The sequence below is a fragment of the Brevibacillus sp. IT-7CA2 genome, from assembly GCF_949767855.1.
GTDB lineage: Bacteria > Bacillota > Bacilli > Brevibacillales > Brevibacillaceae > Brevibacillus.
Genome location: NZ_CATKQT010000054.1, coordinates 181,680 through 208,539 on the forward strand (window position 1 = coordinate 181,680; position 26,860 = coordinate 208,539).

A 26,860-nucleotide genomic window follows, 5' to 3' on the forward strand; every position below is an offset into this window, starting at 1 on the left:
TACTTTTTCGCATCCTCGATCCCTATCTACAGCCGAGAAGTGAAAAAAAGCAGACCCGTATAGGAAAATTTCCACTGGGTCTGCTTCTCGTTGCCTTGATTAGATATTCAATCCTTCGTACATCGGGAAACGTTGGCACAAAGCTGCCACACGTTGACGTGCTTCCTCGTGCTTCGCAGCATCCTCTGGATTTTTCAATGTCAGAGCGATAATCGCTGCTACTTCCTTCATCGCTTCCTCATCAAAACCGCGGCTTGTTACTGCTGGCGTACCCATGCGCACACCGCTTGTAACAAACGGACTTTGTGTATCGTAAGGAATGGTATTTTTGTTCGTGGTAATGCTTACTTCGTCCAACAGATGTTCAGCCACTTTACCTGTCAGGCCGATTTTGCTTACATCAACCAAAACGAGGTGGTTATCCGTTCCGCCGGAAACAAGCGTCAGACCTTCAGCAGTCAAGCTTTCCGCAAATGCACGTGCATTCTTGATGATGCGAGCTGCGTAATCCTTGAACTCTGGTTGCAGGTTTTCGCCGAAAGCAACCGCTTTTGCTGCGATCACGTGCATCAACGGACCACCTTGAACGCCTGGGAACACGGATTTGTCGATGCCTTTCGCGAACTCTTCCTTGCACAAAATCAAACCGCCACGTGGTCCACGCAGAGTCTTGTGCGTCGTAGAAGTAACGAAATGCGCGTGCGGTACTGGGTTTGGATGCAGACCTGCCGCAACCAGACCAGCGATGTGCGCCATGTCCACCATGAAGTATGCGCCCACTTCATCCGCGATTTCACGGAACTTGGCAAAATCAATCGTACGCGGGTAGGCACTCGCACCACAAACGATCAGTTTTGGCTTGTGCTCCAATGCTTTTGCACGAACAACTTCATAGTTGATCAGGTGAGTATCTTCGTCTACCCCATAATCAACGAAATTGTACAGAGTACCGGAGAAGTTTACTGCACTACCATGCGTCAAGTGACCACCGTGGGACAGATTCATTCCCAGTACAGTGTCGCCAGGCTGAAGAATTGTGAAGTATACAGCCATGTTCGCCTGAGCACCGGAGTGTGGTTGTACGTTTGCATGCTCTGCGCCAAAAATTTCTTTTACGCGGTCGCGCGCGATATTTTCCACGATATCCACATACTCGCAACCACCGTAATAGCGACGACCTGGATATCCTTCTGCGTATTTGTTCGTCAAAACGGTTCCCATTGCTTCCATAACTGCGCGGCTTACGAAGTTTTCAGAAGCAATCAGCTCAATCTTGTCGCGTTGTCTCCCGAGCTCCAGTTGAACGGCTTCCATTACTTGTGGATCTTGATTACGCAAAAAATCTAGCATAATAGTTTCTCCTCCTCTTTTACGTGCAGCTTTCATTCGGTGGTGTCTTCTCATACACGGCACGCGGTCCGCCAATCAGCTTGGGGCGCGTACGCGCTGCCGTAACATGTGCTTGTCCAACGAGACGCTGTGTCGGACGCACCGGTACTGCCACATGCTTCAGATGCATGCCGATAAGCGTATGGCCGATATCAATGCCTGCGTGCGCGCGAATATGCTCCACAACGGTTGCATCCGTGAACTGTGTAAATGCATGCGCAGCCATAGAGCCACCAGCAGTCGGAACGGGAACAACCGAGACTTCTTCCAGTCCGTATCGCAATGCAACCTCACGCTCGACGACCAGAGCCCTGTTCAAATGTTCACAACATTGAAAGGCAACAGCAAAGCCGCGCTTCTCTACAACAGATTGAATCCCACGATACAGAGCTTTCGCTACGTCTTGGCTGCCAGCTTTACCGATATGCTCCCCAAGTACTTCGCTGGTACTGCACCCAACCACCATGAGTTGTCCAGCTTTCAGCTCTGCCATATCGACTACTTCTTCGACAATGTCACTGATTTGTTTTTCGATAGCGGATAAATCCACTTACTTCACTCCCGCATGCTTCGCTTCAATTTGGGAAATCTTTTCCACACGGCGCTCGTGGCGACCACCTTGAAACTCTGTTTCCAACCAAATTTTCACGATATCAAGCGCAAGACCCGGTCCAATGACCCGCTCACCCATCGCCAACACATTGGTGTTGTTATGCTCACGGGTAGCGCGTGCAGAAAACGTATCATGCACAAGTGCACAACGGATGCCTGGAACCTTGTTGGCTGCGATCGACATACCAATACCTGTTCCGCAAACGAGAATGCCTCGATCAAACTCCCCCGCTGCCACCTTTTCCGCTACCGGCAAAGCATAATCGGGATAATCAACCGATTCCTCGCAGGTGCAGCCGAAGTCTTCCGTCTGGATGTTCATGGAGGCCAGCAGAGTCTTGATCTCCTCTTTTAGCTTGTATCCACCGTGATCAGCAGCAAGTGCTACTTTCATCTGTCATCCCTCGCTTGTCTCATAATCTTCGTCTAGTATACATCAAAAAACAATAAGTAAAAAGTGAACATTTTTATCAAACCACTAAAAAATCGTTCGTACTCTCACAAAAAACAAGGCCCTGGCTATACACCAGCACCCTATTCATCCACTGATTTACGAAGACCTGGGTCCTTGAGCATCATAGAGAGTCTCTCCAGTGACTCTTCGATTTCTTCGGCACACCTGCGATAATCCATCAGTGATCCCCCATATGGATCAGCAATATCACTAAAGCCTTCTACCCCAACGAACTCCTGCAGGGTATGTACCTTTTCAGCCGCTGAGGGGAAATACGTCAAGATCGCGCGCTTGTGACCGTGTGTCATCGTCAAAATGACATCAGACCATTCAATCAACCCTTCGTCTACCTTGCTGGACTTATGATCGTGGGCAATTCCTCGTTCTTCTAATACTTGTTTGGCGTGCAAGGAGGCATCCTGACCGGCAAATGCCGCCACGCCAGCTGAGCGTATCTCAAGTCCCTGCCCGTCTGTCTTCGAACGGAACATCGCTTCTGCCATTGGGCTTCGGCACGTATTTCCTGTACAGACGAAAAGTATCCGTTTCACGTATCGTTCCTCCTCTCCTATTAATCAGTCCGGTTATATCATAAATTTTAACCCAAAACCAAACAAAATAAGTCCACCTACTAATTCGCTATAATCCCCAAGCCACCCTCCCACACTCCTGCCTAACAATAAACCGAAGTAGGACATGGTGGCACCCATTAATCCAAAAAGGGAGATGGCCAAAATTCTATTGACCTCGATCAAGCCGAACGAGAAACCGACGGTGAAAGCATCCAGGCTGACACTAAAAGCAAAGAGCATCAGTCCGAACCCTTTTGTCTTCAATACACTTTTTTGATCCCCTTGAACGAAGCCGTTCCATAGCATATGCAAGCCGATGATCATCAGGACACCGCCGCCAATAAACACGGCTATATCTCCAACCAAATCGGACAAGTACGCTCCAACGACAATCCCGATGATCGGCATCATAATGTGAAACAGTCCGATGGTGATACTTACTTTGATAATCTCTCGTAACCGAATCCCGACCATCCCTACGCCAATTCCTAACGAAAAGGCATCCATACTTAAGGCGAAAGCAATAATGAGCAACGTCAAAAATTGCCCCCATTGGAATAACACCTGGTCCAAGCAGCTCCCCTCCCGTCTCTTCACCTTATGCGGACAAGGGGGAGTTTAGGACAGGTTTACACGGACAAAACACGGCCTCCAGCAGCCTTTTCCAAGCGATTCATTACGGCCATACCCAACCCGTTTCGCGGGAAAGTCTCACCGACAATATACTGTACTTCTTGATCGTCGAATTCTCGCAGCACAGCATAAAGCTGTTGGGCAACCACTTCCAGATCCGCTTGTGATCCGATCACTAAAACGACATCTGCCGCGGCGTGACTTTGCCAAAAGGGAGCTATTTCTTCCGTTGCCAGCACACCCGTTTTTTGACCGTGCTGCTTCGCCTGTTGCAGCATGTCTTCCATTTTCGCCCGAACTTTCTCACTCTCTCCTGATACTAACCACATTTCCCCTTCAGGAGCGTAATGCGTATATTTCATCCCTGGAGAGCGCGGTGCCTCGGCTGCTCCCACTTGAAAAGATGGATCGAGCTCCACGTAGCCAATCACTGGTTCCATTTGCTCTCGTGTGATGCCGCCTGGGCGCAAAATCATGGGCGGGTCCTGCGTTACATCAATAACAGTAGACTCTACCCCAACACCTGTTGCCCCACCATCGACCACACCTGCTACGCGTCCATCCAAATCAGCCAATACATGCGCCGCAGTCGTTGGACTCGGACGTCCAGAGCGATTGGCACTCGGAGCTGCAATCGGTACCCCCGCTTCCTTGATCAAAGCCAAGGCAATCGGATGATCAGGCATGCGAACCCCGACTGAATCCAATCCTGCCGTTACCAGCGAAGCTACCTGATCCGTTTTTGGCAAAATCACCGTCAACGGTCCAGGCCAAAACGCCTCCATCAGCTTTTTCCCTTTCTCCGGAACCTCACTTGCTACTGTGGACAACTGGTCCCACGCCCCAATATGTACAATCAGCGGATTATCGCTGGGTCTGCCTTTTGCTGTAAATATTTTTTCCACTGCTTCATCTAATAATGCATTCGCTCCCAAGCCGTAAACCGTCTCTGTGGGAAACGCGACAACTGCCCCTTCTCGAAGAAAACGGGCCGCATCCACAATCTGTGCACAACTATGCTGATTTTCCACATCGTTATCCACAGACCAGACTTTTGTCACAAAATTCATTTCCATCGTTAAAAAATCCTTTCTCTAGCTCGTTTCTTTGTAAGGAGTGCCTTAAGTATAGATGTGCACCAAAAAGTTTTCAACAGGCTGTGGGTAACTTGTGAATAACTTTTCTGAACAGCGTGGAAAAGAGAACATTGTTACCTTTTTTTAACTTCATCCGTCTTTGCCTTGTAGTAGAATGAACACGAAAACAAAACAATAACTTTCCCTTTATCGAAAGGACCGTGAATGAAATGTCATCTTTTAAATCCTTAGCTTCCAGTCTGCTTGGCACTGCTGTCTTGTTAACAGCCGTCGCTGCTCCAGTATTTGCAGCACCTGCTTCACCTGCAACCTCCACAAAGCCTGCTGTACAAGCGCCAAAGCCACAAGCTAACGGTGTCGTGTTCACACCAAAAACCATTACGGTCGATACGAAAGAATTTCAAGGTAAAGTATCCATCCCAGTGATTAGCGGGATGAAGGATAAAGCTTTTGAAGCAAAACTGAACGCTACTCTGCTGAAAGAAGCACAAACAGGCCTGGCGGAAGGACAAAAAGCCGGCAAAGAGGATGCGGCAGAAGCGAAAAAACACGGCTGGGAGCCCCGCCCTCACGCACTCGACATCTCCTATGAGGTACACAATGCTGGCAAACTCGTTTCTTTTTCCGTACAAACATACATTTATACGGGCGGAGCACATGGCATGACGGATGTTACGTATTACTCCATCGATAATCAGGCCAAGGCAAAAGAGCTGAAGCTGGCTAACCTGTTCCAGTCTGGCTACGACTACCGTACCATTCTCAATCAAATCATTTCACAACAAATCAAAGCAGAGACCGAGGCGGATGGCTTTAACCCTTACGATGCATTCGAAAGCATCAGAGAGGATCAAGGCTTCTCCTTTAAAGACGGCAACCTGGTCATTCATTTTGGTCAATACGAAATTGCCGCTTATGCAGCAGGAATGCCAGAGTTCGCGATCCCTGCACATCGTTACCAAAGTCTGTTGAAGCCTGAGATTCGTGAGGCTTTGTTCAAAAAGTAATCGTAGCAATTCAAAACGACACCTGCACGTGCGGCGGGTGTCGTTTTTTATGTCCAACTTAGGAGAGCCAGCTCTCGATTTTTTCCCATAAGTAAAATCGCACTTCTACTTCAGGAGCAGAGGCTGTTACTTCTTCTACCTCTACTTCTGTTTGCTCAGCGTCCACCTTATTTGATTCGGAATTTAGCCCTACTTCATTCTCTTCTAGGGGTACGACCGCTACTTGCTTTCTATCAGATCGATCGTAGTCCTCCTCTTCCTCGGATACAGCTACTGTCGTTTGCTCAGATTCTTCAGGCTCTGGAGTTGGCTCAGCTTGTACAGCGTCGCCATTGGACATGTCAATAAAGCAGAGCGGCGGGAACAAGACACACCACCAGTTTTGACCTTTTGCCTCTCCAATTTGTACACGGACTGCTCGGTAATTACCCGCAGGATACACATAGGAGCCGTACAGCTTCGTCGGAAAAGGGACTTCGCCAAAATCCACTACAGCTTTGTACGAAAAACCGCGTTCCTTGATCGTCTTGTCTACGACTTGTTGAAGGACAGGCAATTCGGATTGAATGACTTGCTCTGCTTCCTCCAAAGTCTCGATATCGTCCGCCCACGTATTCATTTGAGCGATTATCGCATCTCTGACTTCGCGCTTTAACCATTGATCTTGGACAGAATCGCTGTTCGCAATAATGCGCAAGCGAACGGATTCCTGAGGGATCGGCCCATTATCCAACACATTGGCCGAAGTAAGCTGCCCCTCCCAGCTCATCATAAGCATAAACAGGCTAAATGCCATTAACAACATCCGTTTCATCGTTATCCGTCTCCCTCTATACTGATCTTCTCTCTTTAGCAATCAGTATGGACGGATTCACACGATTTCAAACATTCATTCCCTATATAAAAAAGGCGAGACGAGTCAGCGCTATCGTCTCACTCCGATAACAACTCGCTCGATCCCCGCCAAATCTGGAACAATCTCTACCTCATCCATGACACCAGATGCTTTCATCAATTCTGCTACATCCCCAGCCTGATAAATGCCTACCTCAAACGCTACGACCGCTCTTTCTTTCAATAGAATCGGCAGCGCCTCACACAGTCGACGATAGCAATCCAGTCCATCTTCGCCGCCATCCAAAGCCAAGCGAGGTTCATGTACGCGCACTTCATCGTCCAGCTCCTCGACATCGCGACTCGGGATATATGGTGGATTGGACACGAGAATGTCTACCTTTTCGCCTGCTTCCAAAAGCGGTTGCACCAAATCCCCTTGTAGAAAGCGGACATCTGCACCAAGACGACTTGCATTTTCCCTAGCGATTGCCGTTGCCTCAGGAGACAGGTCCACCGTAGTCACGCGCCATTGCGGTTTTTCTAACGCGAGCGTAATGCAGATGGCGCCGCTCCCTGTGCCGATATCCACCACGGATTGCTCTTCCCGCTCAGGCCATAGCTTTGCTGCTGCAGCCATCACTTGCTCTACCAGTATTTCCGTTTCCGGTCTTGGGATCAGCACACCTGGTCGCACTGTAAAAGGACGCCCGTAAAACTCCTGTTCGCCAAACATGTATTGTAATGGCTCGTTATTCGCCCTGCGCACGCACAGTCCGTCCAGCTTCACCAATGTTTCTGGATCGATTGAATCCGTCATCGCCATTAAAAAGCGCGTCCGATCCCAGTCGAGACAATGACGAATCATTAGCTCCGCTTCGAACAAAGGATCCTTTGTCCCTTTTTCCCGCAAAAAGGAAGAAGCCCGTAATAGGGCTTCCCGAATCGTCGTGACATCAGACCAATCAAGCTGAGTGTGCATGGCTTTTCAAAAGCTCCGTTTGTTCATGCATGATCAGGTTGTCGATCACTTCATCCATTTCGCCTTCCAATACCGATTCCAGTCGGTGCAAGGTCAGACCGATGCGGTGGTCGGTCACGCGGCTTTGTGGATAGTTGTACGTGCGGATGCGCTCGCTTCGGTCACCAGTACCCACCAAGCTTTTGCGCGTAGCATCTGCTTCCGCATTTTGTTGTTGCATATAGAAATCATACAGACGTGCGCGCAATACACGCAACGCTTTGTCTTTGTTGGAATGCTGGGATTTCTCGTCCTGACAAGAAACCATGATCCCTGTAGGAATATGCGTTACGCGAACCGCTGACTTGGTCGTGTTAACGCTCTGACCGCCTGCACCACTGGAGCAGAACGTATCGATGCGGATATCTTTTTCGTGTACTTCCACTTCCACGTCTTCTGCTTCTGGCAGAACCAGTACAGTTGCAGTAGAAGTATGGATGCGTCCGCCGGATTCAGTAGCCGGGATGCGTTGCACACGATGCGCGCCGCTTTCGAACTTCATTTTGCTGTAAGCACCGCGGCCAGACAGCGAGAAGACAATTTCCTTGTATCCGCCGATATCGGTTGGGCTTGCCTCCAGCACTTCAATTTTAAAAGCGTTGCGCTCCGCAAAACGTGTGTACATCCGGAAAAGCACCGCTGCAAACAGTGCAGCTTCATCGCCGCCCGCAGCACCGCGGATTTCCACAATCACGTTTTTCTCATCGTTCGGGTCTTTTGGAAGCAAGAGGATCTTCAAGCGATCTTCCAGTTGTTCCTTGCGTGCTGACAATTCACTGAGTTCGAGCTTGACCATTTCACGCATCTCGTCATCCAGTTTCTCTTCCAGCATCGCTTTCGCGTCGTCGATTTGACTCACCACTGATTTATATTCACGGTATGTCGTTACCGTCTCTTCCAACGAAGATTGTTCCTTAGACAGTTCACGCAAGCGTTTTGTATCACTAATGACGTCGGGGTCACATAGGAGATTCGTTACTTCTTCAAAACGCTCTTCGACTGCAGATAAGCGTGTAAACATTTTTATTTCACCCCATCGCAAAGAATAATAGCCTTTTGGCGCAGGCGAAGCCTTGGTAGCATGTATGTTAGATATGAATTGCGATAAAATGCTATCTACCATAAAAACGGTTATAACAGATAAATTATAGGAGGAAAGGCGTAAGAAGTCAAAGTGCATTATTACTGGAAATGTTTTACCGATGCCAAACAGGCCCGGCTATGCCGAGCCTTGCTACATACGTCCTGCTCACCTGTCAGCGATGGTAACCGTCATGCGAGGTTAAGTGAAAATCGTAGTTTGGAATTCTTTCCCGTAAAAGTGAAATCACCTGCTGCTCGATGGTACGCGCTTGATTCGCAGTGATGTTATGCACAAGGTCAAGAGTAACATATGCATTGGCATCGCTGAGTGTGATGCGAGCATTTTCTACACCTTTCACCGACATAGCCATCCTCTCCATATTGGTTACTTCGACTGGTGTATTGCGCACATTCGTTTGACCGGTAACCATATTCGGATTTTGATTGCGCCCCATTAGCGGGTCTCGATCTGCAGCAACAGGAGTACGGCCTTGCAGCGTATTGCCGCTTTGATCCCCTCTGACCTTCATATTGTGCTGCGTATTCCTCATATCCGTACTATAGCCCTGTTGCTTAGCTGTATTTCCTCCGCAGCCGACGGTGAGGGCAGAAGTGAGTGCCATCAAGCCCAGAATGACCAACGAGCTTCGCCAAATAGGCTGTGTCCGCATGAAAAAGCCACCTCCTGTTTTGCTTAGTCTGCGCATTGCCTCTTGGGCTCATGCACGGGACAAATAGGGGGTGGCTTATGCTTTCTTTATTCGGCAACTGGAGGCGTATAGTAATGCTTGCGACAGACGCTGCTGTACGTATCATTTCCAGCAATTTCAATCGTCTCCCCAGAGTAGACGGGTTGTCCATTTTTGAACTTGAGAATATGCGTCGCCTTTTTATTGCAATAAACACAAACGGTTTTAATCTCTTCGACCTTGTCAGCCTCGCACAACAGGGCGGCACTGCCAGGGAAGAGTTCATTCTTGAAGTTTTTCAACAGGCCATAGACGATTACGGGTATGCCCAGCTTGTCTACGATCCTGACGAGTTGATCCACATGGTGGCGGCTGATGAACTGAGCCTCGTCAACCAGCACGCAATGCGGCTTGACTGACTCTGCCTCTACGATTTGATACAGATCAGTCTCTTCGCTAATCGGAATTGCTTCCCGGCTAATCCCCACACGCGAAGCAACTTTTCCCACGCCATAGCGATCATCAACTGCCGGAGTAAACACTACTACTTTTTTCCCCGATTGCTCGTAGTTGTGGGCAACGGTCAATAATTGAATGGATTTGGAAGCGTTCATCGCTCCATACCGAAAATATAGTTGTGCCACGTCTCTATCTCCCTTTGCCTAAAAGTTGTTACTCAGTCTTTGCATGGCGGTCTTTTGCCTCCTGAAACAAGGCCATGGCCAGCTTTCTTCTTTGTGCATGTTCCACACAAGGAATCGGGTAGTCGAAGCCAATCTTACAGCCAGCTTGCTCTTGGATTTGCTCCGGCATGTCCCACGGTTTATGAATATATTGTAGAGGTACTTCACGCAAAACGGGAAGATATTTTTTGACGAAAACGCCGTCTGGATCAAACTTTTCCCCTTGTGTGACAGGATTAAAAATCCGAAAATACGGTTGCGCATCGGTACCAGTCGAAGCACTCCACTGCCAGCCCCCGATGTTTGCTGCTTCATCGAAATCGACCAACTGCTGTGCGAAATAGGCCATTCCCCAACGCCAATCAACAAGCAAATCCTTTGTCAAAAAAGAGGCAGTAATCATCCGCAGCCGATTGTGCATCCATCCCGTCTCATTCAACTGCTTCATTGCTGCGTCGACAATCGGGTAGCCCGTCTCCCCATGACACCAACGAGTGAATAGGTCCTTCCTGTTTTCCCAAGCAACCGTTTCAAATTGCGGAAGGTAGGCATGGTCAGTCGTGTGTGGATGGAAATAAAGCACCTGCTGATAAAATTCTCTCCAAATGAGTTCCGTAAGAAAAGCTTCGATCGAAGTAACCTGCTCACCCCGCGCCCCAGCAAGCACTTCCTGTACACTATGATACACCGTCCGTATAGACAGAGTACCTGTGTTTAGGGCAAATGACAGCCGGGAGGTCGCGTTCACCCCTGGCATGTCACGTTTTTCTTTATACGTATAAATGTCACCATCTAAAAATCGCTGCAATCGTTTCCGTGCCGCTCGCTCCCCGAACTGCTCCATTTCCCACTCGGTACCGATCGGTCGTTTTCGTCCAAACGCCTCCACAGTAGGAACTGGCTCACTCGCCAACTCCTTCAACCGATCAAATAGATTCCATCTTGTCGGCTGAGGGAACGGTCGGTCTTTTGGGAGCGTCTGCCAAACGCGGCGATAAGGGGTAAAAACGGCATACGGTGTCCGCTGTTTCGTCATAATTTCCCCGGGCTCATGCAAAATCAGATCCTTGCATGTATGTACAAACACGCCCTGACTGCTCAACACTTCTGATACGAGCTCGTCTCGCTTGCGAGCTTCTGGAGCATAATCGCGATTAAAAAACAGCTTATTTGCACCCGTCTCTTGCGCTAATTGACAGAGCACTTGCTGTGGGTTGCCGTGGCGAATCAAGAGGCGTCCTCCCAATTGAGTCAAAGCGTCGCCGAGTGCAGCTATCGCGGCAAAATGCGCATGCAGTCGCTTATCTCCTACCGCCGTAGAACGACAAAGCGAATCCTCCACTATATAAACAGGAATAATCGGATCGCCTGCGAGCATGGCTGCGTGCAGAGCAGCATGGTCGTACAAGCGCAGATCCCGACGGAACCAGACTATAGCAGTCATCGTTTGTCCTCCCGAAAAAATTAGTGCCAGAAAAAGACAAAACCAGGCAGATTGCTCTACCTGGTTGTTCCCATACATTCTGATTATTACAGATTGTATTTGCGTTTGAAACGGTCTACACGGCCGCCTGCATCAACGAATTTTTGTTTTCCTGTGAAGAAAGGATGGCAGTTGGAGCAGATCTCCACTTTCAGCACTTGTTTCACGGAACCGGATTCAAATTCGTTACCACATGCGCAGCTAACGGTTACTACGTTGTACTTAGGATGAATGTTTTGTTTCATCTCTTCTACACCTCTTTCCGCCCTGAATCGTTTGCCGAAACAGAGTTATATAAACACATATCAGATAGTAGCATGAATCACTGCCGAAATGCAACTGGTTGGCCGATTACGCCATGTTTTTCCTACGCTGAAGTTGATCTGGAGGAATGTGTGTAAACGAACCGATCACCACATCTGGCAGCTCCTGCTGATAAATTTCGATGGCTTGTTTCATCCCGAATACTTCGCCTTGTGCCTTTGGAATCATCGCCAAGTAGCTCTCTGGATCGATATTCAGATTCCGCAGCTGAATCAGCTTAATGCCTGTTCTGCGGATGAACTCGATCATCGCTTCCATTTCCTCTTCGCGGTCAAACACGCCAGGGAAGCACAAGTAGTTAATCGATGTATACACACCCTTGGATGCAGCGTACTCAGCAGAACGCGCTACATTTTCCAACGTGTAGTTGCGCGGGCGGTAGTAGGCATTATAGTGTTCGTCAATCGCACTGATGATACTCACGCGCATCAGATCAAGTCCGGCATCGACAATGCCTTTGATGTGATCCGTCAAGCCCGCATTCGTATTGATGTTGATAAAGCCCATATCTGTCGTTTCCCGTACACGACGCATAGCAGGAACAATGATGGAAGCCATCGTAGAAGGCTCACCCTCACACCCCTGTCCGAAGCTGATGATACTCTCCGGTGTCTTCAGGTGGTGTAGCATGACTTCCACCAGCTCGTCCTCTGTCGGCTTGAAATTCATCCGCGTCTGTGGAGAAGGGAATCCACTATCATCTGGTTGCTCGGAAATACAGCCGTAGCAACCGGCATTACAGGTATAGGAAACAGGCAAGCTGCCTTCCCAGCGGTTGAAAAAGTTATTGGAGGCCGTCAAGCATTCGTACTCCAACGCACAGTGGGACAAGTGGTTCAAAATGCGGTTTTGCGGAAACGTCTCCAACGTCTTTGCCACTCGCTGGCGCAGTTCATCCATCGGGAAATTCAACGGGTCCCATTTGTAGATATCGTCACTAGCCCGACCCGTTACCCAGAAACGGTTATCCTTCCAAACGACTGCGGAATAGCCAAACAACGGCAGCTTGCTTTCCTTGTTCGTTTTCACGTAGCCTGGCAGCAATAGCCTTGTAATTCCTTGTGGCACAAGTGCACCTACTGCTGTACAGCCATCCAACTTGACCATTTCACCTGTGTCAGGGTCCATTCCGATCGGCTCGGTGTCTGGCAAACTGACCAACGTCGATCCTTCCGGGAGCGGGATCAGTTCTTCTTCCAGAATTTCTGTCAATATATCTCCGTTACGAGCCACTGCAAAAAGACCTGGGTGGTCGTATACATTGCCTTTTTCATCTGCGTAAACTAAATACATGGGAAAATCGCCTCGCTTCTTTGCTTTGCCCATTGTATCGCATTGAAAAAGCAATGTAAATTGTATAGGGTTACCTGCCAAGATAGGGAAGTGGATTGATCGGCACATCATCCTGGCGCACTTCAAAGTGCAAATGGTAGCCCGTAGAGTTACCCGTTTGCCCCATGTATCCCAATATCTCACCCGCATCTACGGTTTGACCAGGTGACACGAGCAAGAGACGCATATGGGCATAAAAGGTTTGCAAGCCATCTCCGTGATCAATCACGACCATTCGCCCATACCCTGATCGGTTGGCGCCTGCCTCCACAACAACTCCTGCCCTCGCTGCCAAGATCGGGGTCTTTGATTCCTGTTCATTCCACAAATCCACACCCTTGTGTTCTTTTCCCCAACGCGCTCCAAATCCGCTTGTAAGCGTTGCTTCTCTGACAGGCCAACTTAGACTGCCGCGAATTCTTGTAATGACTTGCCGACTTGCCGCTTGAACGGCACTTCGCTTCTGCTGAGGATCATTGCCCAACATCGGATTGCCTTTAGCGATGGGGACGTACACGACCTGTCCTACATACAGGTTGTCCGACAGCCATTTTAGCAGCGGATTTCGTTCGATTAACGATTCCCGACTCACACCGTACCGCCTTGCTATGTAATCCAGTGTTTCTCCGCGTTTCACCATATGTCCGACTTCATCACGCTTGATGATTAGCTTCATGCCCACACTTAACAGATGGGGATTCGTAAGGCTATTAGCCTCTACCAAATTTTTTAAAGAAAGACCGTAGCGCTGGGCAATACCGGATAGCGTATCTCCTTGCCGAACAGCGTACACCACTGAATTTCCTTTCGTTGCTGGTGCAGGTGAAGCCAGACTGGCATAGGGATTAAACGCTTGAAATAGCGCCTGCTCCACGACTGCTTTTTTCGCTTCCATCTGTGACTCCACCGGAGCGCTAACTTGCACGTACTCCACGAAGCATCTCCTCCTTCTTTTCCAGCTCCCTTCCTAACGGTATGCCAACGCCACAAAAAAAATGACGGTGAGTCATCATGAACTCACCGTCGTGCTAGCTGCTTTCCCTCTGCCCTGTTGCTTAGACTCAAGGGTTTGCAAAAATTCTTCGTTTGTTTTTGTATCTGCCAACTTTTTAATAAAGGAGTCTACAAACTCATTTGTTTCATTCATGTTCTTCCGGATCATCCATAGCTTATCCAGCTCTTCTTTGGTGAGCAGAAGCTCTTCGCGGCGCGTACCCGAACGGCGGATATCGATCGCCGGGAAAATTCTGCGCTCCGCCAGCTTGCGATCCAAATGAAGCTCCATGTTTCCGGTTCCTTTGAACTCCTCATAGATCACATCGTCCATACGAGAGCCAGTCTCAACCAAAGCCGTAGCCAAAATGGTCAAGCTGCCGCCTTCTTCAATGTTCCGCGCTGAACCAAAAAAGCGCTTCGGACGATGGAAAGCTGCCGGATCAATACCACCGGACAACGTTCGACCACTTGGAGGAATAACCAAGTTGTAGGCACGCGCCAGACGCGTAATGGAATCCAGCAGGATCACCACGTCTTTTTTGTGCTCAACCAGTCGCTTCGCACGCTCCAAGACAAGCTCAGCAACTTTGATGTGATTCTCAGGCAACTCGTCAAAAGTCGAGGCAACTACCTCTCCTTTGACAGATCGCTGCATATCTGTCACCTCTTCCGGACGCTCATCAATGAGCAAGACAAACAAGTGGATATCCGGGCGGCTTTCAGTAATGCTGTTGGCAATCTCTTTGATCAGCATGGTTTTCCCCGCTTTTGGCGGAGCCACAATCAATCCACGCTGACCCAGTCCAACAGGAGAGAGAAGATCCATTAGGCGAGTGGAAACACGTGCAGGAGCTGTCTCCAGTACAAGCTTGGTTTGAGGATACAACGGTGTCAATGCGGGGAAATGCAGACGCTCTGCAGCTATCTCAGGGTCTTCTCCGTTCACTGCCTCTACTTGAAGGAGTCCAAAATAACGTTCATTCTCCTTCGGTGGTCTTGCTTTTCCTGATACTACATCCCCCATCCGCAGATCAAAACGGCGAATCTGCGACTGGGAGATGTAGATATCTTCCGAGCTGGGGAGATAGTTAATGGGGCGGAGGAAGCCATATCCCTCCGGCAATATTTCGAGAACCCCCTCCATAAACATGAGACCATCCCGCTCCGCACGCGCCCGAAGAATCGCGAAAATCAATTCCTTCTTCTTCAGCTGGGAGTAGTACGGAATATGGTATTCCTTGGCCAGCTTATAGAGGTCGGTCAGCTTCTTTTCTTCTAGTTCAGAAAGTAACATACATCCACCACTCTTTATTTACTCTTGAAAAACCTAGCTCAACATATAAATGCGAAAATTGTTTTCTTACAAACCGTTACTCGGATTGCGTTCTAAGCGGTGGTTCCCTTCAATGAAACGTACCGTTCCGGTTTTTGCACGCATAACAACGGAATTGGTCGTGGCACGAGTTCCTTGGAAGCGAACCCCTTTGAGCAACTCGCCATCCGTTACACCCGTCGCTGCAAAAATGGCGTCATCACCTTTCACCAAATCATCCATGAACAGTACTTGATGAGGGTTCGTCAATCCCATTTTGACACAGCGTTTAATCTCATCTTCATTTTGTGGCAAGAGCTTGCCCTGAATTTCTCCCCCGAGGCATTTCAAGGCAACAGCTGCCAGAACACCTTCAGGAGCTCCTCCAGAACCGAACAAAATGTCTACACCTGTATCTGGGAAAGCGGTATTGATCGCAGCCGCTACGTCTCCGTCTGAGATGAGGCGAATACGCGCGCCTGCCTCACGAATTTCGTGGATCACCTTAGAGTGACGATCACGGTCAAGCACAATAGCGACCAAATCGCTGATATCTTTCCCCTGTGCCTGCGCTACCGCTTTCAGGTTGTCACGAACCGGTGCGTTGATATCGACTTTGCCGATTGCTTTAGGCCCTACTGCCATTTTCTCCATATACATGTCAGGAGCATGCAACAAATTTCCACGGTCTGCAATGGCAATGACCGAAATCGCTCCCCATGTACCTTTTGCGAGGATATTTGTTCCCTCCAAAGGGTCAACAGCCACATCGACTGCCGGAGCCACTCCCTGACCCAGACGCTCACCGATGTACAGCATTGGGGCTTCGTCCATTTCGCCCTCACCAATAACTACGATGCCATCCATCGGTACTTTCATAAATTCATTGCGCATTGCGGTCGTTGCCGCATCGTCAGCCTCATCTTTTTTTCCGAGACCCATCCAACTGGCAGAAGCCAAAGCAGCTGCTTCAGTCACACGTACCAGTTCAAGTGTTAAACTGCGTTCCATTCTGGAAGACTCCTCTCCTGGTGATTGGTTAACGCTGGTGGTTTTCCATGCTTTGCAGGCCTACCCGAGTAATATCGGCTCCCAAGGCTTGCAGCTTGCCCACCAAGTTTTCGTAGCCACGATCTATATGTTCGAGTCCTTCTAATTCTGTCGTGCCGTTCGTTGCCAAGCCAGCAATGAACAAAGCTGCTCCCGCACGCAAATCCGAAGCTACCACTTTGGCACCATTCAGTTTGCTTCCGCCTTCGATGACAGCGGATCTTCCTTCAATCTTCAAGAAAGCTCCCATACGGCGCAGTTCATCTACATGTCGAAAACGCGAGCTGTAAATATTGTCCGTCACGATGCTTGAGCCTTTTGCAAGAGTCAACAAGGTCGTGATCGGCTGCTGGAGATCCGTTGGAAAGCCCGGATACGGACTCGTTTTCACATCGATTGATCGATAAGAATCATGTCCGATGACTTGAATACTGTCATCCTGCTCTACCACTTGCGCACCGATTTCGCGCAGCTTGGCCGTTACAGACTCCAAATGCTTCGGAATAACATTCTCCACCATCACATTGCCGTTCGTAGCCGCTGCCGCAATCATGTACGTCCCCGCTTCGATTCGATCTGGGATAATCGTATGACGGCATCCGCGCAAGCGTTCTACGCCTTTAATGCGGATCATGTCCGTTCCGGCACCTTTGATGTTTGCTCCCATGTTGTTGAGCAAGGTCGCTACATCGACGATCTCAGGCTCACGGGCAGCGTTTTCAATAATTGTCACACCGTCTGCTTTGGCAGCAGCCAGCATGATGTTAATGGTCGCACCAACACTGACCAAATCAAGATAAATTCGCGCACCCTGCAAACGTCCATTTTGGGCACGGATGGTCATGACGCCGTTTTTGTTCTCCACCTCGGCGCCCATCGCCTCAAAGCCTTTGATATGCAAATCTACTGGACGCGGGCCCAAATCACAGCCACCTGGCAAGCCAACCTGCGCTTCACCGAACTTGGCGAGCAAGGCTCCCCACAAATAGTACGAGGCACGAAGCTTTTTAATGCGACCATTTGGCATGAGCATCAGTCTCATACTACGTCCGTCGATTTCCATCCAATCATCTTCGAACAGCACGTCAGCTCCCATTTCCTGCAAGAGCTCGTGATAAATACCTACATCCTGAATACGGGGGAGATTCTCAATAACAACGGGTCCATCTGCCAGCAACGCTGCTGGGATGAGTGCGACTGCGCTGTTTTTTGCTCCGCTGATGGTCACCGTCCCCGCGAGCGGTTTTCCACCGTTGATGATCAGCTTATCCATGCTTTGCTCTCCTCAGGCGTAATCGGGAAAGAAGCACCTTCCCCAATGGAAAAGGTGCTTGGACTTTCAACACGTGTCCTTATTTTTGCATGCTTGCCCAGTCAGCGAGGAATTTCTCCAAGCCACTGTCTGTCAGTGGATGGGCAATGAGTTGTTTGAATACTTTCGCTGGAATGGTAGCGAAGTGAGAACCACGGCGTGCTGCCTCCGTTACGTGAACAGGGTGGCGCACAGATGCCGCAATGATCTCGGTGTCGATACCGTGAACAGAAAAGATTTCTGCAATATCTTCGATCAATTGCATGCCATCTTGACCAATATCATCCAGGCGTCCCAAGAACGGAGACACGAAGCTCGCACCTGCGCGCGCAGCCAAAAGTGCTTGGTTCGCAGAGAACACCAGTGTTACGTTTGTTCTGATTTTGCGTTTAGCAAAATACTTGGTTGCCTTCAAACCTTCTGCGGTCATCGGCAGCTTGATGACGATGTTTTTCGAGAGAGCAGCGAGCTTTTCTCCCTCTTCGATCATTCCTTTTGCATCTGTACTGATGACTTCGGCACTGATCGGACCGTCAACAATATCGAGAATTTCTTTCAGAGTTTCTACAAAATCGCGTCCTTCTTTGGCAACCAGGGACGGATTTGTCGTTACGCCCGCTACAACTCCCCATTCGTGAATCTCGCGGATTTCTTCAACGTTTGCTGTATCAATCAAAAAACGCATGATTATCCTCCCAGTTACGCGCGGTTGCTACTTCCGAACAGGCGCATTTTTCCTTTTACTACTTCCTTGATCGCATCGCGAGCAGGGGTCAGGTATTTGCGTGGGTCGATCTCATTCGGCTTGGCAGCCAGCACTTTGCGAACTGTTTCCGTGCATGCGACTTGGCTTTCTGTATTTACATTGATTTTTCCTACGCCCAAACGGATGGATTCGATGATCGCTTCGTCTGGTACGCCGGAACCACCGTGAAGAACGATCGGCGCTCCAATGTTGCTCGCTACTTTTTCGATGATGTCGTAGCGGATCTTTGGAACTCCTTTGTACATACCGTGTGCTGTACCTACAGCAATCGCTACGTAGTCGACTTTTGTTTCTTCCCAGAAGCGGATTGCTTCCTCAGGATTCGCCAGAGTAGCATCTTCCTCGTCAACAGACAAGTCGTCTTCCACCCCGCCGATGGTACCGAGTTCACCTTCTACCGATACGCCTACAGCGTGAGCAGCCTCTACAACCTGTTTGGTCAGGCGGAGGTTATCTTCAAACGAATGATGGGAACCATCAAACATAACAGAAGAGAACCCAGCGCGAATGCACTTCATTACCATGTCGAAATTGCTACCATGGTCAAGATGCAAAGCAACAGGAACTCCTGCGCGTTCAGCAGCCACTTTTGCAATCGCTACTGTATAATCGATCCCCATATATTTCAGTGCACCCTCAGAAACACCAAAGATCACAGGCGACTTTTCTTCCATCGCGGCTTCCGTAATCGCTTGAGTAAACTCCAGATTGTTCAGGTTAAATTGTCCGACGGCGTATTTATGCTTTTTGACGTCTTCGGTAAAAGCGGTCATAGGTACCAGTGGCATTTTGTAAATCCTCCTCTAGCAGACTTCAGTCATGTGGCTTATTATACCACAGACAAGCATTTGTTAACAGGGACGCTTGTACCCTGACCTTAGCAGTCAGTTCTTAACAAGCTAATTGCTGATGTACCGCCATTCGTAGTTCATCGATATCAAATGGCTTTGTAAAATGAGTCAATGCTCCCAGTTGTGTTGCTTCTTTGATCATATCCAGCTCTCCGTAAGCTGTCATCATAATGACTTTGATTTCCTGATTGATCTTCTTGATGTGTTTCAAGATCTCAATACCATCCATCCCAGGGATCTTCATGTCGAGGATAACCAAATCTGGCGATTCTTTTTCCACGATTTCCAATGCCATTTTCCCGTTTGCTGCCTGAAAGGTCTTGTACCCTTCTTTTCCCAGCACCTCATACAGTAAAATGCGAATCCCATACTGGTCATCCACAACCAGTACCTTTTTATCTTGTTTGTCGAACATTCTGATTCCCCCCCTGACGAATGCGTTTTCTTAATTATTATGGGTTCGCCTAAAATCAGGAAACTCCTTCACCTTTTTTGCTGAACCTCTGCTTAAAATTTCCCACAGGCCTCATTTCGAGTATAATGGGAAAAACTAATTTCCCCTACACACAAGGAGCCAGATACTTACTATGGATGCTCTGTGGCTGATTTGCTTGTTAACATTTATTATCCATACGACAGAGACACTTACCTACGGAATCCGGTTTGCAGGGGTACAAACGGGCAGGATAGCTGTAGCGATGTCTCTGGTCGGGATCGTGTTGCTCCTCTCTCGTACTTCCAACCTGATTCAAGGACCATTCACTGGGGGGGTGATGGATCAAGCCGCGATCGAGCACTTTGATCCTAGCACGCAATTGCACGTGATTATTGCAGCGTCCTCGCTCGGAACCTTGGCGGCTATCGTACTGTTTCCCACTTTTGTCCAAATATCGAAACGAATGATCTCGCACTTGGAGCTAGCGGGCTCGATTCCGCAAATGATTCGCACGGCAGTTACTGTCGAAACCATTCGCCGTGTCCACCAGCATGTCCGGATTCCTAGCTGGCAAGCCATCTCTCGGTTTCGAATCAAAGGCGTTCCCAAACGATTACTGTTATTAAATGCATTGGGGACAGCTATCTACACAAGCAGCGTACTGTCCGTGTTGTACGCGACATTACTAGCCCCGGATTACAAAGCAACCGTTCTGATGTCTTCTGGATTAATCAATGGTTTTGCCACGATTTTCATGACGATTCTGGTAGACCCGCAAATTGCCCTTTTGACAGAAAAAGCAATGCAAGGAAAAACCACGCAGCAATCGATTCGTGACATGTACTTGTGGCTAATGATCTCACGTTTTATCGGAACGATTTTGGCTCAATTCCTGCTCATTCCGTCCGCCTACTGGGTAGCCTGGCTATCGCCCTTGTTCCATTGATCTGCTTTTGAAAGCACAAGACGCACCTGCGACCATACATCGCGGGTGCGTCTTTCTATTTATCTGCCTATGTTATCTGTTCAGGTTCAGGGAAGCCTTCACGAAATCACGGAACAGTGGCTGTGGACGGTTCGGACGGGATGTGAACTCTGGATGGAACTGTGTCGCTACATACCATGGATGTTCTGGAACTTCCACGATTTCAACCAGACGACCATCTGGAGTTGTACCCGCAAAACGCAAGCCCAATTGCGCCAATTGATCGCGGTATTCGTTGTTCACTTCATAGCGATGACGATGACGCTCATACACGAGGGTACTTCCGTATGCAGCCTCAGTCAGCGTGCCTTCTTCCACTTTGGTTGGACCGAGACCCAGACGCATTGTACCGCCCTTGTCCTCGATATCTTTTTGCTCTGGCAAGAGGTCAATAACCGGATACGCTGTATTCGGGTTGATCTCGGAGCTGTTTGCGCCGTCCATACCCACTACGTGGCGAGCGAACTCGATCACAGCGATTTGCATACCCAGGCAAATTCCGAGGAAAGGTACTTTATTTTCACGAGCATAGCGCGTAGCGATGATTTTGCCTTCGATACCACGATCGCCAAAGCCGCCTGGTACGAGGATACCATTTACATCACCGAGCAGTTCGCCAACATTTTCTGGCGTAACTTCTTCCGCGTGCACCCATTTGATTTCTACTTTGGAGTCGTTCGCATAGCCACCATGGTACAGCGCTTCTGCTACGGACAAGTACGCATCATGCAATTCTACATATTTACCAACGATTGCAATGGTAGTCGTCTTGGACAGGTTTTTGATTTTCGATACGAGCGATTTCCACTCGGTCATATCCGCTTCCTGGCAAGTCATACCCAAATGGCGGCATACATAATCGTCCAAGCCTTGTGCTTGCAATTGCAGTGGTACATCGTAAAGGCTATCAGCGTCTACACATTCCACTACCGCGTTTTTATCGATATCACAGAACAGAGCCAACTTGTCTTTCATTTCTTGCGTCATCGGTTGCTCCGTACGTGTCACGATCACATTTGGTTGAATACCCAAGCTGCGCAGTTCTTTCACGCTATGTTGCGTAGGCTTGGTTTTCATTTCACCTGCTGCCTTGATATATGGTACCAGGGTTACGTGAATGTACATGACGTTTTCACGACCGATGTCACTTTTGATCTGGCGGATGGATTCAAGGAATGGCAAGCTCTCGATATCTCCAACAGTTCCACCGATCTCGGTAATCACTACATCTGCCCCGGTTTCGCGACCTGCACGGAAAATGCGATCTTTGATTTCGTTCGTGATGTGAGGAATAACTTGAACGGTTCCTCCCAAATAGTCGCCACGGCGTTCTTTAGCGATGACAGTCGAGTAAATTCTACCAGTCGTCATATTGGAGTTAGCGCTCAGGTTGATATCGATAAAGCGCTCATAGTGGCCCAAGTCCAGGTCTGTTTCCGCACCATCGTCCGTTACGAAAACTTCCCCGTGTTGATACGGACTCATCGTTCCCGGGTCAACGTTGATGTATGGGTCACACTTCTGGATGGTTACCTTCAGACCCCTATTTTTCAAGAGTCGGCCCAGAGAAGCCGCTGTAATTCCTTTTCCCAACGAGGATACAACCCCGCCTGTCACAAAAATATACTTCGTCATCGTTTACGTCCCCTCTTTCCCTCACCCTTAAGTTGTTATAAAAATCGAATGAAGACGGCTCCAAAAAAAAGAAAAACAAAAGCGAGTCCTATCCCGTAAAGAAATGGGGTAGGGGCACTTTTGTTTTATAGTTTCCCATATTTGATCCTTCTTCATGTGAAGCCCAAGGAGTATTTTATCTGTCCCTTAAGCGGAAGTCAAGGACCTATTTCTCGTCTTCTTCGTCGAGCTCTTCGTCAGATTCCTCTTCCGAAAGCTCTTCGCCCTCTTCGAACATCTCATCCTCTTCGTCTTCGAGTTCTTCCTCGTCGATTTCTCCATCGATTTCTTCTTCTTCGATTTCAGAATCTTCGTCGACGAATTCCTCTTCGTCCTCAAAGATGACAACATCGTCGTCCTCGAATTCTTCGACACCTTCGTCTTCGGAATCGTAATCGTCGAAGTCGTCTTCCGTGACGATTTTCTTCTTCTTCGTTCCGCCACCCTCTTGGGTTTCTTCCACGGTGTCGGTTGGGTACCAGCGTTTCAATCCCCATACATTGTCACCGAGGCAAACGAAACGGCCATCAATGTTAATTTCTGTGTATACTTGCGCGATGATTGCCATGAGTTGTTCATCTGTCAGCTTGCGCACTGCAACCAGTTCATTCATCAGCTCGCGGAAGTTGTAAGTGCGGTTAGTTTGACGCAAAATTTCATACGCAATGTCAACTAACGCCATCTCACTCAGTTTCTCGGAATCAATATGAGCAAACAATTGACTCACTCAGGGCACGTCCTTTCCATATAAAAACGATTGATTTGAATACTGACCCGGTGCCCTGTTCGGGGGACGCAGGCTTGTATAAGTCATTCATAAATGATATCGATTTCTTCGATTGTACAACGTACAACATAAGAAGGCTATCATACAGTATTCCTTATTTTAGACGAAAATGCAAGGCTTTCAAACGGGGGCTGACTAATTCTTGTCGACACCAAAACCAAAGACATCCCTCGGCAATCGCTACCGAGGGATTTGTCTTACATATTTCTTCGGTATTGGCCGCCCACTTCATACAGAGCAGCACTGATTTGTCCAAGCGATGCTACTTTTACCGTCTCCATCAGCTCGGCAAAGATATTCTCTCCCGCCATGGCCACTTCCTGCAGACGGCGCAGCGCAGCCGCAGACACATCCTTGTGGCGCTCCTGGAATGCACGGAGATTTATGATTTGCTGTTCTTTTTCCTCTTCGGTTGCCCGAGCCAATTCAATCTCGTAATCGTCCTCAGATGCATTCGGATTAATGAACGTATTTACCCCAATAATTGGCAGCTCTCCCGTATGCTTTTTCATTTCGTAATACATGGACTCGTCTTGAATTTTGCCGCGCTGGTACTGAGTCTCCATCGCCCCTAGAACACCTCCGCGAGAACTGATCCGCTCGAACTCTTGCATAACTGCCTCCTCTACCAGATCAGTCAGCTCATCGATGATGAATGCCCCTTGAAGCGGGTTCTCATTTTTCGCGAGTCCCATTTCCTTGTTGATGATCATCTGAATGGCCATCGCACGCCGCACAGAGTTCTCTGTTGGGGTCGTAATCGCTTCATCGTATGCATTCGTATGAAGAGAATTACAGTTGTCGTAAATGGCAATCAAGGCCTGCAAGGTCGTTCTGATATCATTGAAATCCATCTCCTGCGCGTGCAAGGAACGACCGGATGTCTGGATATGGTACTTCAGCTTTTGGCTGCGGTCATTTGCATCATAACGATTTTTCATCACGGTTGCCCAAATTCGGCGAGCCACACGTCCAATCACGGTGTATTCCGGATCGAGACCATTGGAGAAGAAGAAGGACAGGTTTGGTGCAAAGTCATCGATGTTCATGCCGCGGCTTAAATAGTACTCGACATAGGTAAATCCGTTAGACAGCGTAAACGCAAGCTGCGTAATCGGATTCGCCCCCGCCTCCGCAATATGATAGCCGGAAATGGACACAGAGTAGTAGTTCCGCACTTTCTGGTCGATAAAATACTGCTGGATATCCCCCATCATCCGCAAGGCAAATTCTGTCGAGAAGATACACGTGTTTTGCCCCTGATCCTCTTTCAAAATATCTGCCTGAACGGTTCCGCGAACAGTCGACAGCGTGTACGCTCTGATTTGCTTGACTTCGTCCTCGGTAGGCTGGCGCCCTTCTTTTTGGACAAAAGCATCCAGCTGCTGCTCGATCGCCGTATTCATGAACATGGCCAAAATCATCGGCGCAGGACCGTTGATTGTCATGGACACAGAAGTGCTAGGCGCACAAAGGTCAAAGCCGGCGTACAGCTTTTTCATGTCATCCAGGGTGCAAATACTGACCCCACTCGTACCAATTTTCCCGTAAATATCCGGGCGATAGTCAGGGTCCTCACCATACAACGTAACCGAGTCAAAAGCCGTACTGAGTCGCTTCGCTTCATCATTTTGGGACAGGAAGTGGAAGCGTCTGTTCGTCCGCTCTGGGGTACCTTCACCTGCAAATTGTCGCTTGGGATCTTCTCCCTCGCGTTTAAACGGAAATACTCCTGCGGTATACGGGAATTCACCTGGGACGTTTTCTTTTAACGACCACTTTAAAATTTCGCCCCAATCTTCGTAATCAGGGACGGCTACTTTTGAAATACGTGTACCCGACAACGATTCGCTGAAAAGCTTGGTAACCAATTCCTTGTCGCGAATTTTCGTGACGAATTGATCCTTCCGATACGCTTCCTTGAGCTTGGGCCAATTTTCCAGAATACGTCGGCACTCCGGATGCAGCTTTTCTTCAAAGAGAACGATTTGTTTATCGAGCACCGCTGCCAGCTCAACAGCTGCAGAATCTCCCGAGGCAAGAACCGTCTCCTTTGCGCCCTGCAACTGGAACAGCTTGCGCGCAATCAACGACTGCTCTTCGGCATAGGCACGGTATTGGCGGACCGTGTTGGCAATATCTTGCAAATAATTGATTCTCTCTGTCGGAATCAACGAAGTTTTATGAATCTTTACAGGCGTCGTATCCAAATTCTCTACAGACCAGTCAACGCTAGTCTTTTCTACAATTCGATGCATCAGAGCAGCAAACAACACATTCGTTCCTGGATCGTTAAACTGGCTCGCAATCGTACCATACACAGGAACCTTCTCATCTGGCAGCTCAAAAAGCTGGTGATTGCGTCTATATTGCTTGCGAACCTCGCGAAGAGCGTCCTCCGAGCCTTTGCGCTCAAATTTGTTGATCGCGATGACATCAGCAAAGTCGAGCATATCAATCTTTTCCAATTGAGATGGTGCCCCGAATTCACTGGTCATGACGTACATGGAGACGTCACACACTTCTGTGACCTGCGCATCCCCCTGACCAATCCCGCTCGTTTCCACAATAATCAGATCAAAATGGGCAGAACGGGTTACTTGAATCGCGTCTTTTAATGCAGCAGACAGCTCCATGCCCGATTTGCGGGTGGCGAGACTGCGCATATAAACACGCGGTGTCGAGTTGGCATTCATGCGGATGCGGTCACCAAGTAACGCTCCACCTGATTTTTGCTTGGATGGATCGACAGACAAGATCGCAACCGTCTTCTCGGGATAAATGCGAATAAATCGTCGAACAAGCTCATCAGTTAATGAGCTTTTTCCTGCTCCACCCGTACCTGTGATCCCTAATACCGGAATGGTTGAATCAGCTTCCACTAAACTTTCACGGAGAGCTTTTGTCCATACGGGCTGTTCCACTGCATACTCTGCAACGGAAATAAGCCGGGCAATCGCCTGATGGTTTTGCTCACGCAAGCCTGCTACTTCTTCCTCCAGCTGCTTAACGGTTGGGAAATCGCTATGTCTGATCATGTCGTTGATCATGCCCTGCAAGCCCAATCGTCTGCCGTCATCTGGCGAGTAAATTTTACAGACTCCGTACTCTTCCAATTCCCGAATCTCGCGTGGAACGATAACACCGCCACCGCCGCCAAAAACACGGATATGCTCTGCTCCCCGCTCGCGTAATAGATCAATTACGTATTTGAAATACTCCACATGACCGCCTTGGTAGGAACTGATGGCAATCCCTTGCACATCCTCCTGGACAGCGGCTGTTACAATATCGTCAACAGAGCGATTGTGTCCGAGATGGATGACCTCTACTCCCGACGATTGTAAAATACGGCGCATGATATTAATCGAGGCGTCGTGACCATCATACAGACTGGCTGCGGTCACAAAGCGAACCTTGTTTTGCGGACGATACACTTCCGTTTCCATCGTTCCACTCTCCTTTTCATAAGTTTAAA

26 protein-coding genes are annotated in these 26,860 nt (G+C 48.8%); 2 read left to right on the forward strand and 24 right to left on the reverse strand.

Going from position 1 to position 26,860, the window contains the following annotated elements; translation table 11 throughout:
* Positions 1-99: 99 nt before the first annotated feature.
* From glyA to ACM6JA_RS29705, 6 genes are all read right to left on the reverse strand, one after another.
* Positions 100-1,350 (reverse strand): serine hydroxymethyltransferase, encoded by a 1,251-nt coding sequence (gene glyA, locus ACM6JA_RS29680; protein WP_007725498.1) that lies wholly within the window; start codon positions 1,348-1,350, stop codon positions 100-102.
* Positions 1,351-1,369: 19 nt separating this feature from the next.
* Complete coding sequence (locus ACM6JA_RS29685; RefSeq protein ID WP_414855287.1) at positions 1,370-1,939, reverse strand: TIGR01440 family protein; 570 nt, start codon at positions 1,937-1,939, stop codon at positions 1,370-1,372.
* Positions 1,940-2,395 carry a ribose 5-phosphate isomerase B gene (rpiB, locus tag ACM6JA_RS29690; RefSeq protein ID WP_007725502.1) on the reverse strand — a complete coding sequence of 152 codons (456 nt, stop codon included), beginning with the start codon at positions 2,393-2,395 and terminating at the stop codon, positions 1,940-1,942.
* A 140-nt stretch (positions 2,396-2,535) separates the two neighbouring features.
* Complete coding sequence (locus ACM6JA_RS29695) at positions 2,536-3,006, reverse strand: low molecular weight protein arginine phosphatase (RefSeq protein WP_390240017.1); 471 nt, start codon at positions 3,004-3,006, stop codon at positions 2,536-2,538.
* 33 nt (positions 3,007-3,039) lie between these two features.
* On the reverse strand, positions 3,040-3,600 hold the full coding sequence (locus ACM6JA_RS29700; RefSeq protein WP_414855288.1) for a manganese efflux pump MntP family protein: 561 nt from the start codon (positions 3,598-3,600) through the stop codon (positions 3,040-3,042).
* Between the two features lie 56 nt (positions 3,601-3,656).
* Positions 3,657-4,736 (reverse strand): L-threonylcarbamoyladenylate synthase, encoded by a 1,080-nt coding sequence (locus ACM6JA_RS29705; RefSeq protein WP_414855289.1) that lies wholly within the window; start codon positions 4,734-4,736, stop codon positions 3,657-3,659.
* A 230-nt stretch (positions 4,737-4,966) separates the two neighbouring features.
* Here ACM6JA_RS29705 and ACM6JA_RS29710 point away from each other — a divergent pair, with 230 nt between their 5' ends.
* Positions 4,967-5,764, forward strand: a complete 798-nt coding sequence (locus ACM6JA_RS29710; RefSeq protein WP_414855350.1) for a DUF3298 and DUF4163 domain-containing protein — start codon at positions 4,967-4,969, stop codon at positions 5,762-5,764.
* A gap of 58 nt (positions 5,765-5,822) precedes the next feature.
* On the opposite strand, the gene spoIIR is transcribed toward ACM6JA_RS29710, so the two are convergent.
* From spoIIR to ACM6JA_RS29785, 15 genes are all read right to left on the reverse strand, one after another.
* Entirely contained in the window at positions 5,823-6,578 is a 756-nt protein-coding gene (gene spoIIR, locus ACM6JA_RS29715; RefSeq protein ID WP_414855290.1) for a stage II sporulation protein R, read from the reverse strand.
* A 111-nt stretch (positions 6,579-6,689) separates the two neighbouring features.
* Complete coding sequence (gene prmC, locus ACM6JA_RS29720) at positions 6,690-7,580, reverse strand: peptide chain release factor N(5)-glutamine methyltransferase (RefSeq protein ID WP_414855291.1); 891 nt, start codon at positions 7,578-7,580, stop codon at positions 6,690-6,692.
* A complete protein-coding gene (gene prfA, locus ACM6JA_RS29725; protein ID WP_414855292.1) occupies positions 7,564-8,640 on the reverse strand; it encodes a peptide chain release factor 1 in 1,077 nt (358 codons plus the stop codon). Before prfA ends, prmC begins: the two co-directional genes overlap by 17 nt.
* Positions 8,641-8,875: 235 nt before the next feature.
* Positions 8,876-9,373 carry a hypothetical protein gene (locus ACM6JA_RS29730; protein WP_007725512.1) on the reverse strand — a complete coding sequence of 166 codons (498 nt, stop codon included), beginning with the start codon at positions 9,371-9,373 and terminating at the stop codon, positions 8,876-8,878.
* A gap of 86 nt (positions 9,374-9,459) precedes the next feature.
* Positions 9,460-10,035: a thymidine kinase gene (locus tag ACM6JA_RS29735; RefSeq protein WP_007725515.1), complete on the reverse strand. Its 576-nt coding sequence runs from the start codon at positions 10,033-10,035 to the stop codon at positions 9,460-9,462.
* A gap of 28 nt (positions 10,036-10,063) precedes the next feature.
* On the reverse strand, positions 10,064-11,518 hold the full coding sequence (locus ACM6JA_RS29740) for a cryptochrome/photolyase family protein (RefSeq protein WP_414855293.1): 1,455 nt from the start codon (positions 11,516-11,518) through the stop codon (positions 10,064-10,066).
* Positions 11,519-11,604: 86 nt separating this feature from the next.
* A complete protein-coding gene (rpmE, locus tag ACM6JA_RS29745) occupies positions 11,605-11,802 on the reverse strand; it encodes a 50S ribosomal protein L31 (RefSeq protein WP_007725524.1) in 198 nt (65 codons plus the stop codon).
* 106 nt (positions 11,803-11,908) lie between these two features.
* Positions 11,909-13,174 (reverse strand): radical SAM protein, encoded by a 1,266-nt coding sequence (locus ACM6JA_RS29750; RefSeq protein ID WP_026043394.1) that lies wholly within the window; start codon positions 13,172-13,174, stop codon positions 11,909-11,911.
* Between the two features lie 70 nt (positions 13,175-13,244).
* Positions 13,245-14,147 (reverse strand): peptidoglycan DD-metalloendopeptidase family protein, encoded by a 903-nt coding sequence (locus tag ACM6JA_RS29755; RefSeq protein ID WP_414855294.1) that lies wholly within the window; start codon positions 14,145-14,147, stop codon positions 13,245-13,247.
* A gap of 75 nt (positions 14,148-14,222) precedes the next feature.
* Entirely contained in the window at positions 14,223-15,503 is a 1,281-nt protein-coding gene (gene rho, locus ACM6JA_RS29760; protein ID WP_007725530.1) for a transcription termination factor Rho, read from the reverse strand.
* A gap of 66 nt (positions 15,504-15,569) precedes the next feature.
* Positions 15,570-16,532, reverse strand: a complete 963-nt coding sequence (glpX, locus tag ACM6JA_RS29765; RefSeq protein ID WP_414855295.1) for a class II fructose-bisphosphatase — start codon at positions 16,530-16,532, stop codon at positions 15,570-15,572.
* A 28-nt stretch (positions 16,533-16,560) separates the two neighbouring features.
* The gene (locus ACM6JA_RS29770; RefSeq protein WP_414855296.1) at positions 16,561-17,844 is read right to left on the reverse strand and encodes a UDP-N-acetylglucosamine 1-carboxyvinyltransferase; all 1,284 of its coding nucleotides are present in this window, start codon (positions 17,842-17,844) and stop codon (positions 16,561-16,563) included.
* A 79-nt stretch (positions 17,845-17,923) separates the two neighbouring features.
* A complete protein-coding gene (fsa, locus tag ACM6JA_RS29775; RefSeq protein ID WP_007725535.1) occupies positions 17,924-18,568 on the reverse strand; it encodes a fructose-6-phosphate aldolase in 645 nt (214 codons plus the stop codon).
* Between the two features lie 14 nt (positions 18,569-18,582).
* A complete protein-coding gene (fba, locus tag ACM6JA_RS29780) occupies positions 18,583-19,437 on the reverse strand; it encodes a class II fructose-1,6-bisphosphate aldolase (RefSeq protein WP_007725536.1) in 855 nt (284 codons plus the stop codon).
* Positions 19,438-19,540: 103 nt separating this feature from the next.
* Positions 19,541-19,915, reverse strand: coding sequence for a response regulator (locus ACM6JA_RS29785; protein ID WP_007725537.1), 375 nt, complete (start codon positions 19,913-19,915; stop codon positions 19,541-19,543).
* 172 nt (positions 19,916-20,087) lie between these two features.
* On the opposite strand from ACM6JA_RS29785, the gene ACM6JA_RS29790 reads away from it, so the two are divergent.
* A complete protein-coding gene (locus tag ACM6JA_RS29790; protein WP_414855297.1) occupies positions 20,088-20,882 on the forward strand; it encodes a lipid II flippase Amj family protein in 795 nt (264 codons plus the stop codon).
* A gap of 72 nt (positions 20,883-20,954) precedes the next feature.
* Here ACM6JA_RS29790 and ACM6JA_RS29795 read toward each other — a convergent pair whose 3' ends face one another.
* The 3 genes from ACM6JA_RS29795 to icmF form a co-directional block, all read right to left on the reverse strand.
* A complete protein-coding gene (locus tag ACM6JA_RS29795) occupies positions 20,955-22,556 on the reverse strand; it encodes a CTP synthase (protein ID WP_414855298.1) in 1,602 nt (533 codons plus the stop codon).
* Between the two features lie 205 nt (positions 22,557-22,761).
* On the reverse strand, positions 22,762-23,322 hold the full coding sequence (rpoE, locus tag ACM6JA_RS29800; RefSeq protein WP_414855299.1) for a DNA-directed RNA polymerase subunit delta: 561 nt from the start codon (positions 23,320-23,322) through the stop codon (positions 22,762-22,764).
* A 257-nt stretch (positions 23,323-23,579) separates the two neighbouring features.
* Positions 23,580-26,831 (reverse strand): fused isobutyryl-CoA mutase/GTPase IcmF, encoded by a 3,252-nt coding sequence (gene icmF, locus ACM6JA_RS29805; protein WP_414855300.1) that lies wholly within the window; start codon positions 26,829-26,831, stop codon positions 23,580-23,582.
* Between the last annotated feature and the right edge of the window lie 29 nt (positions 26,832-26,860).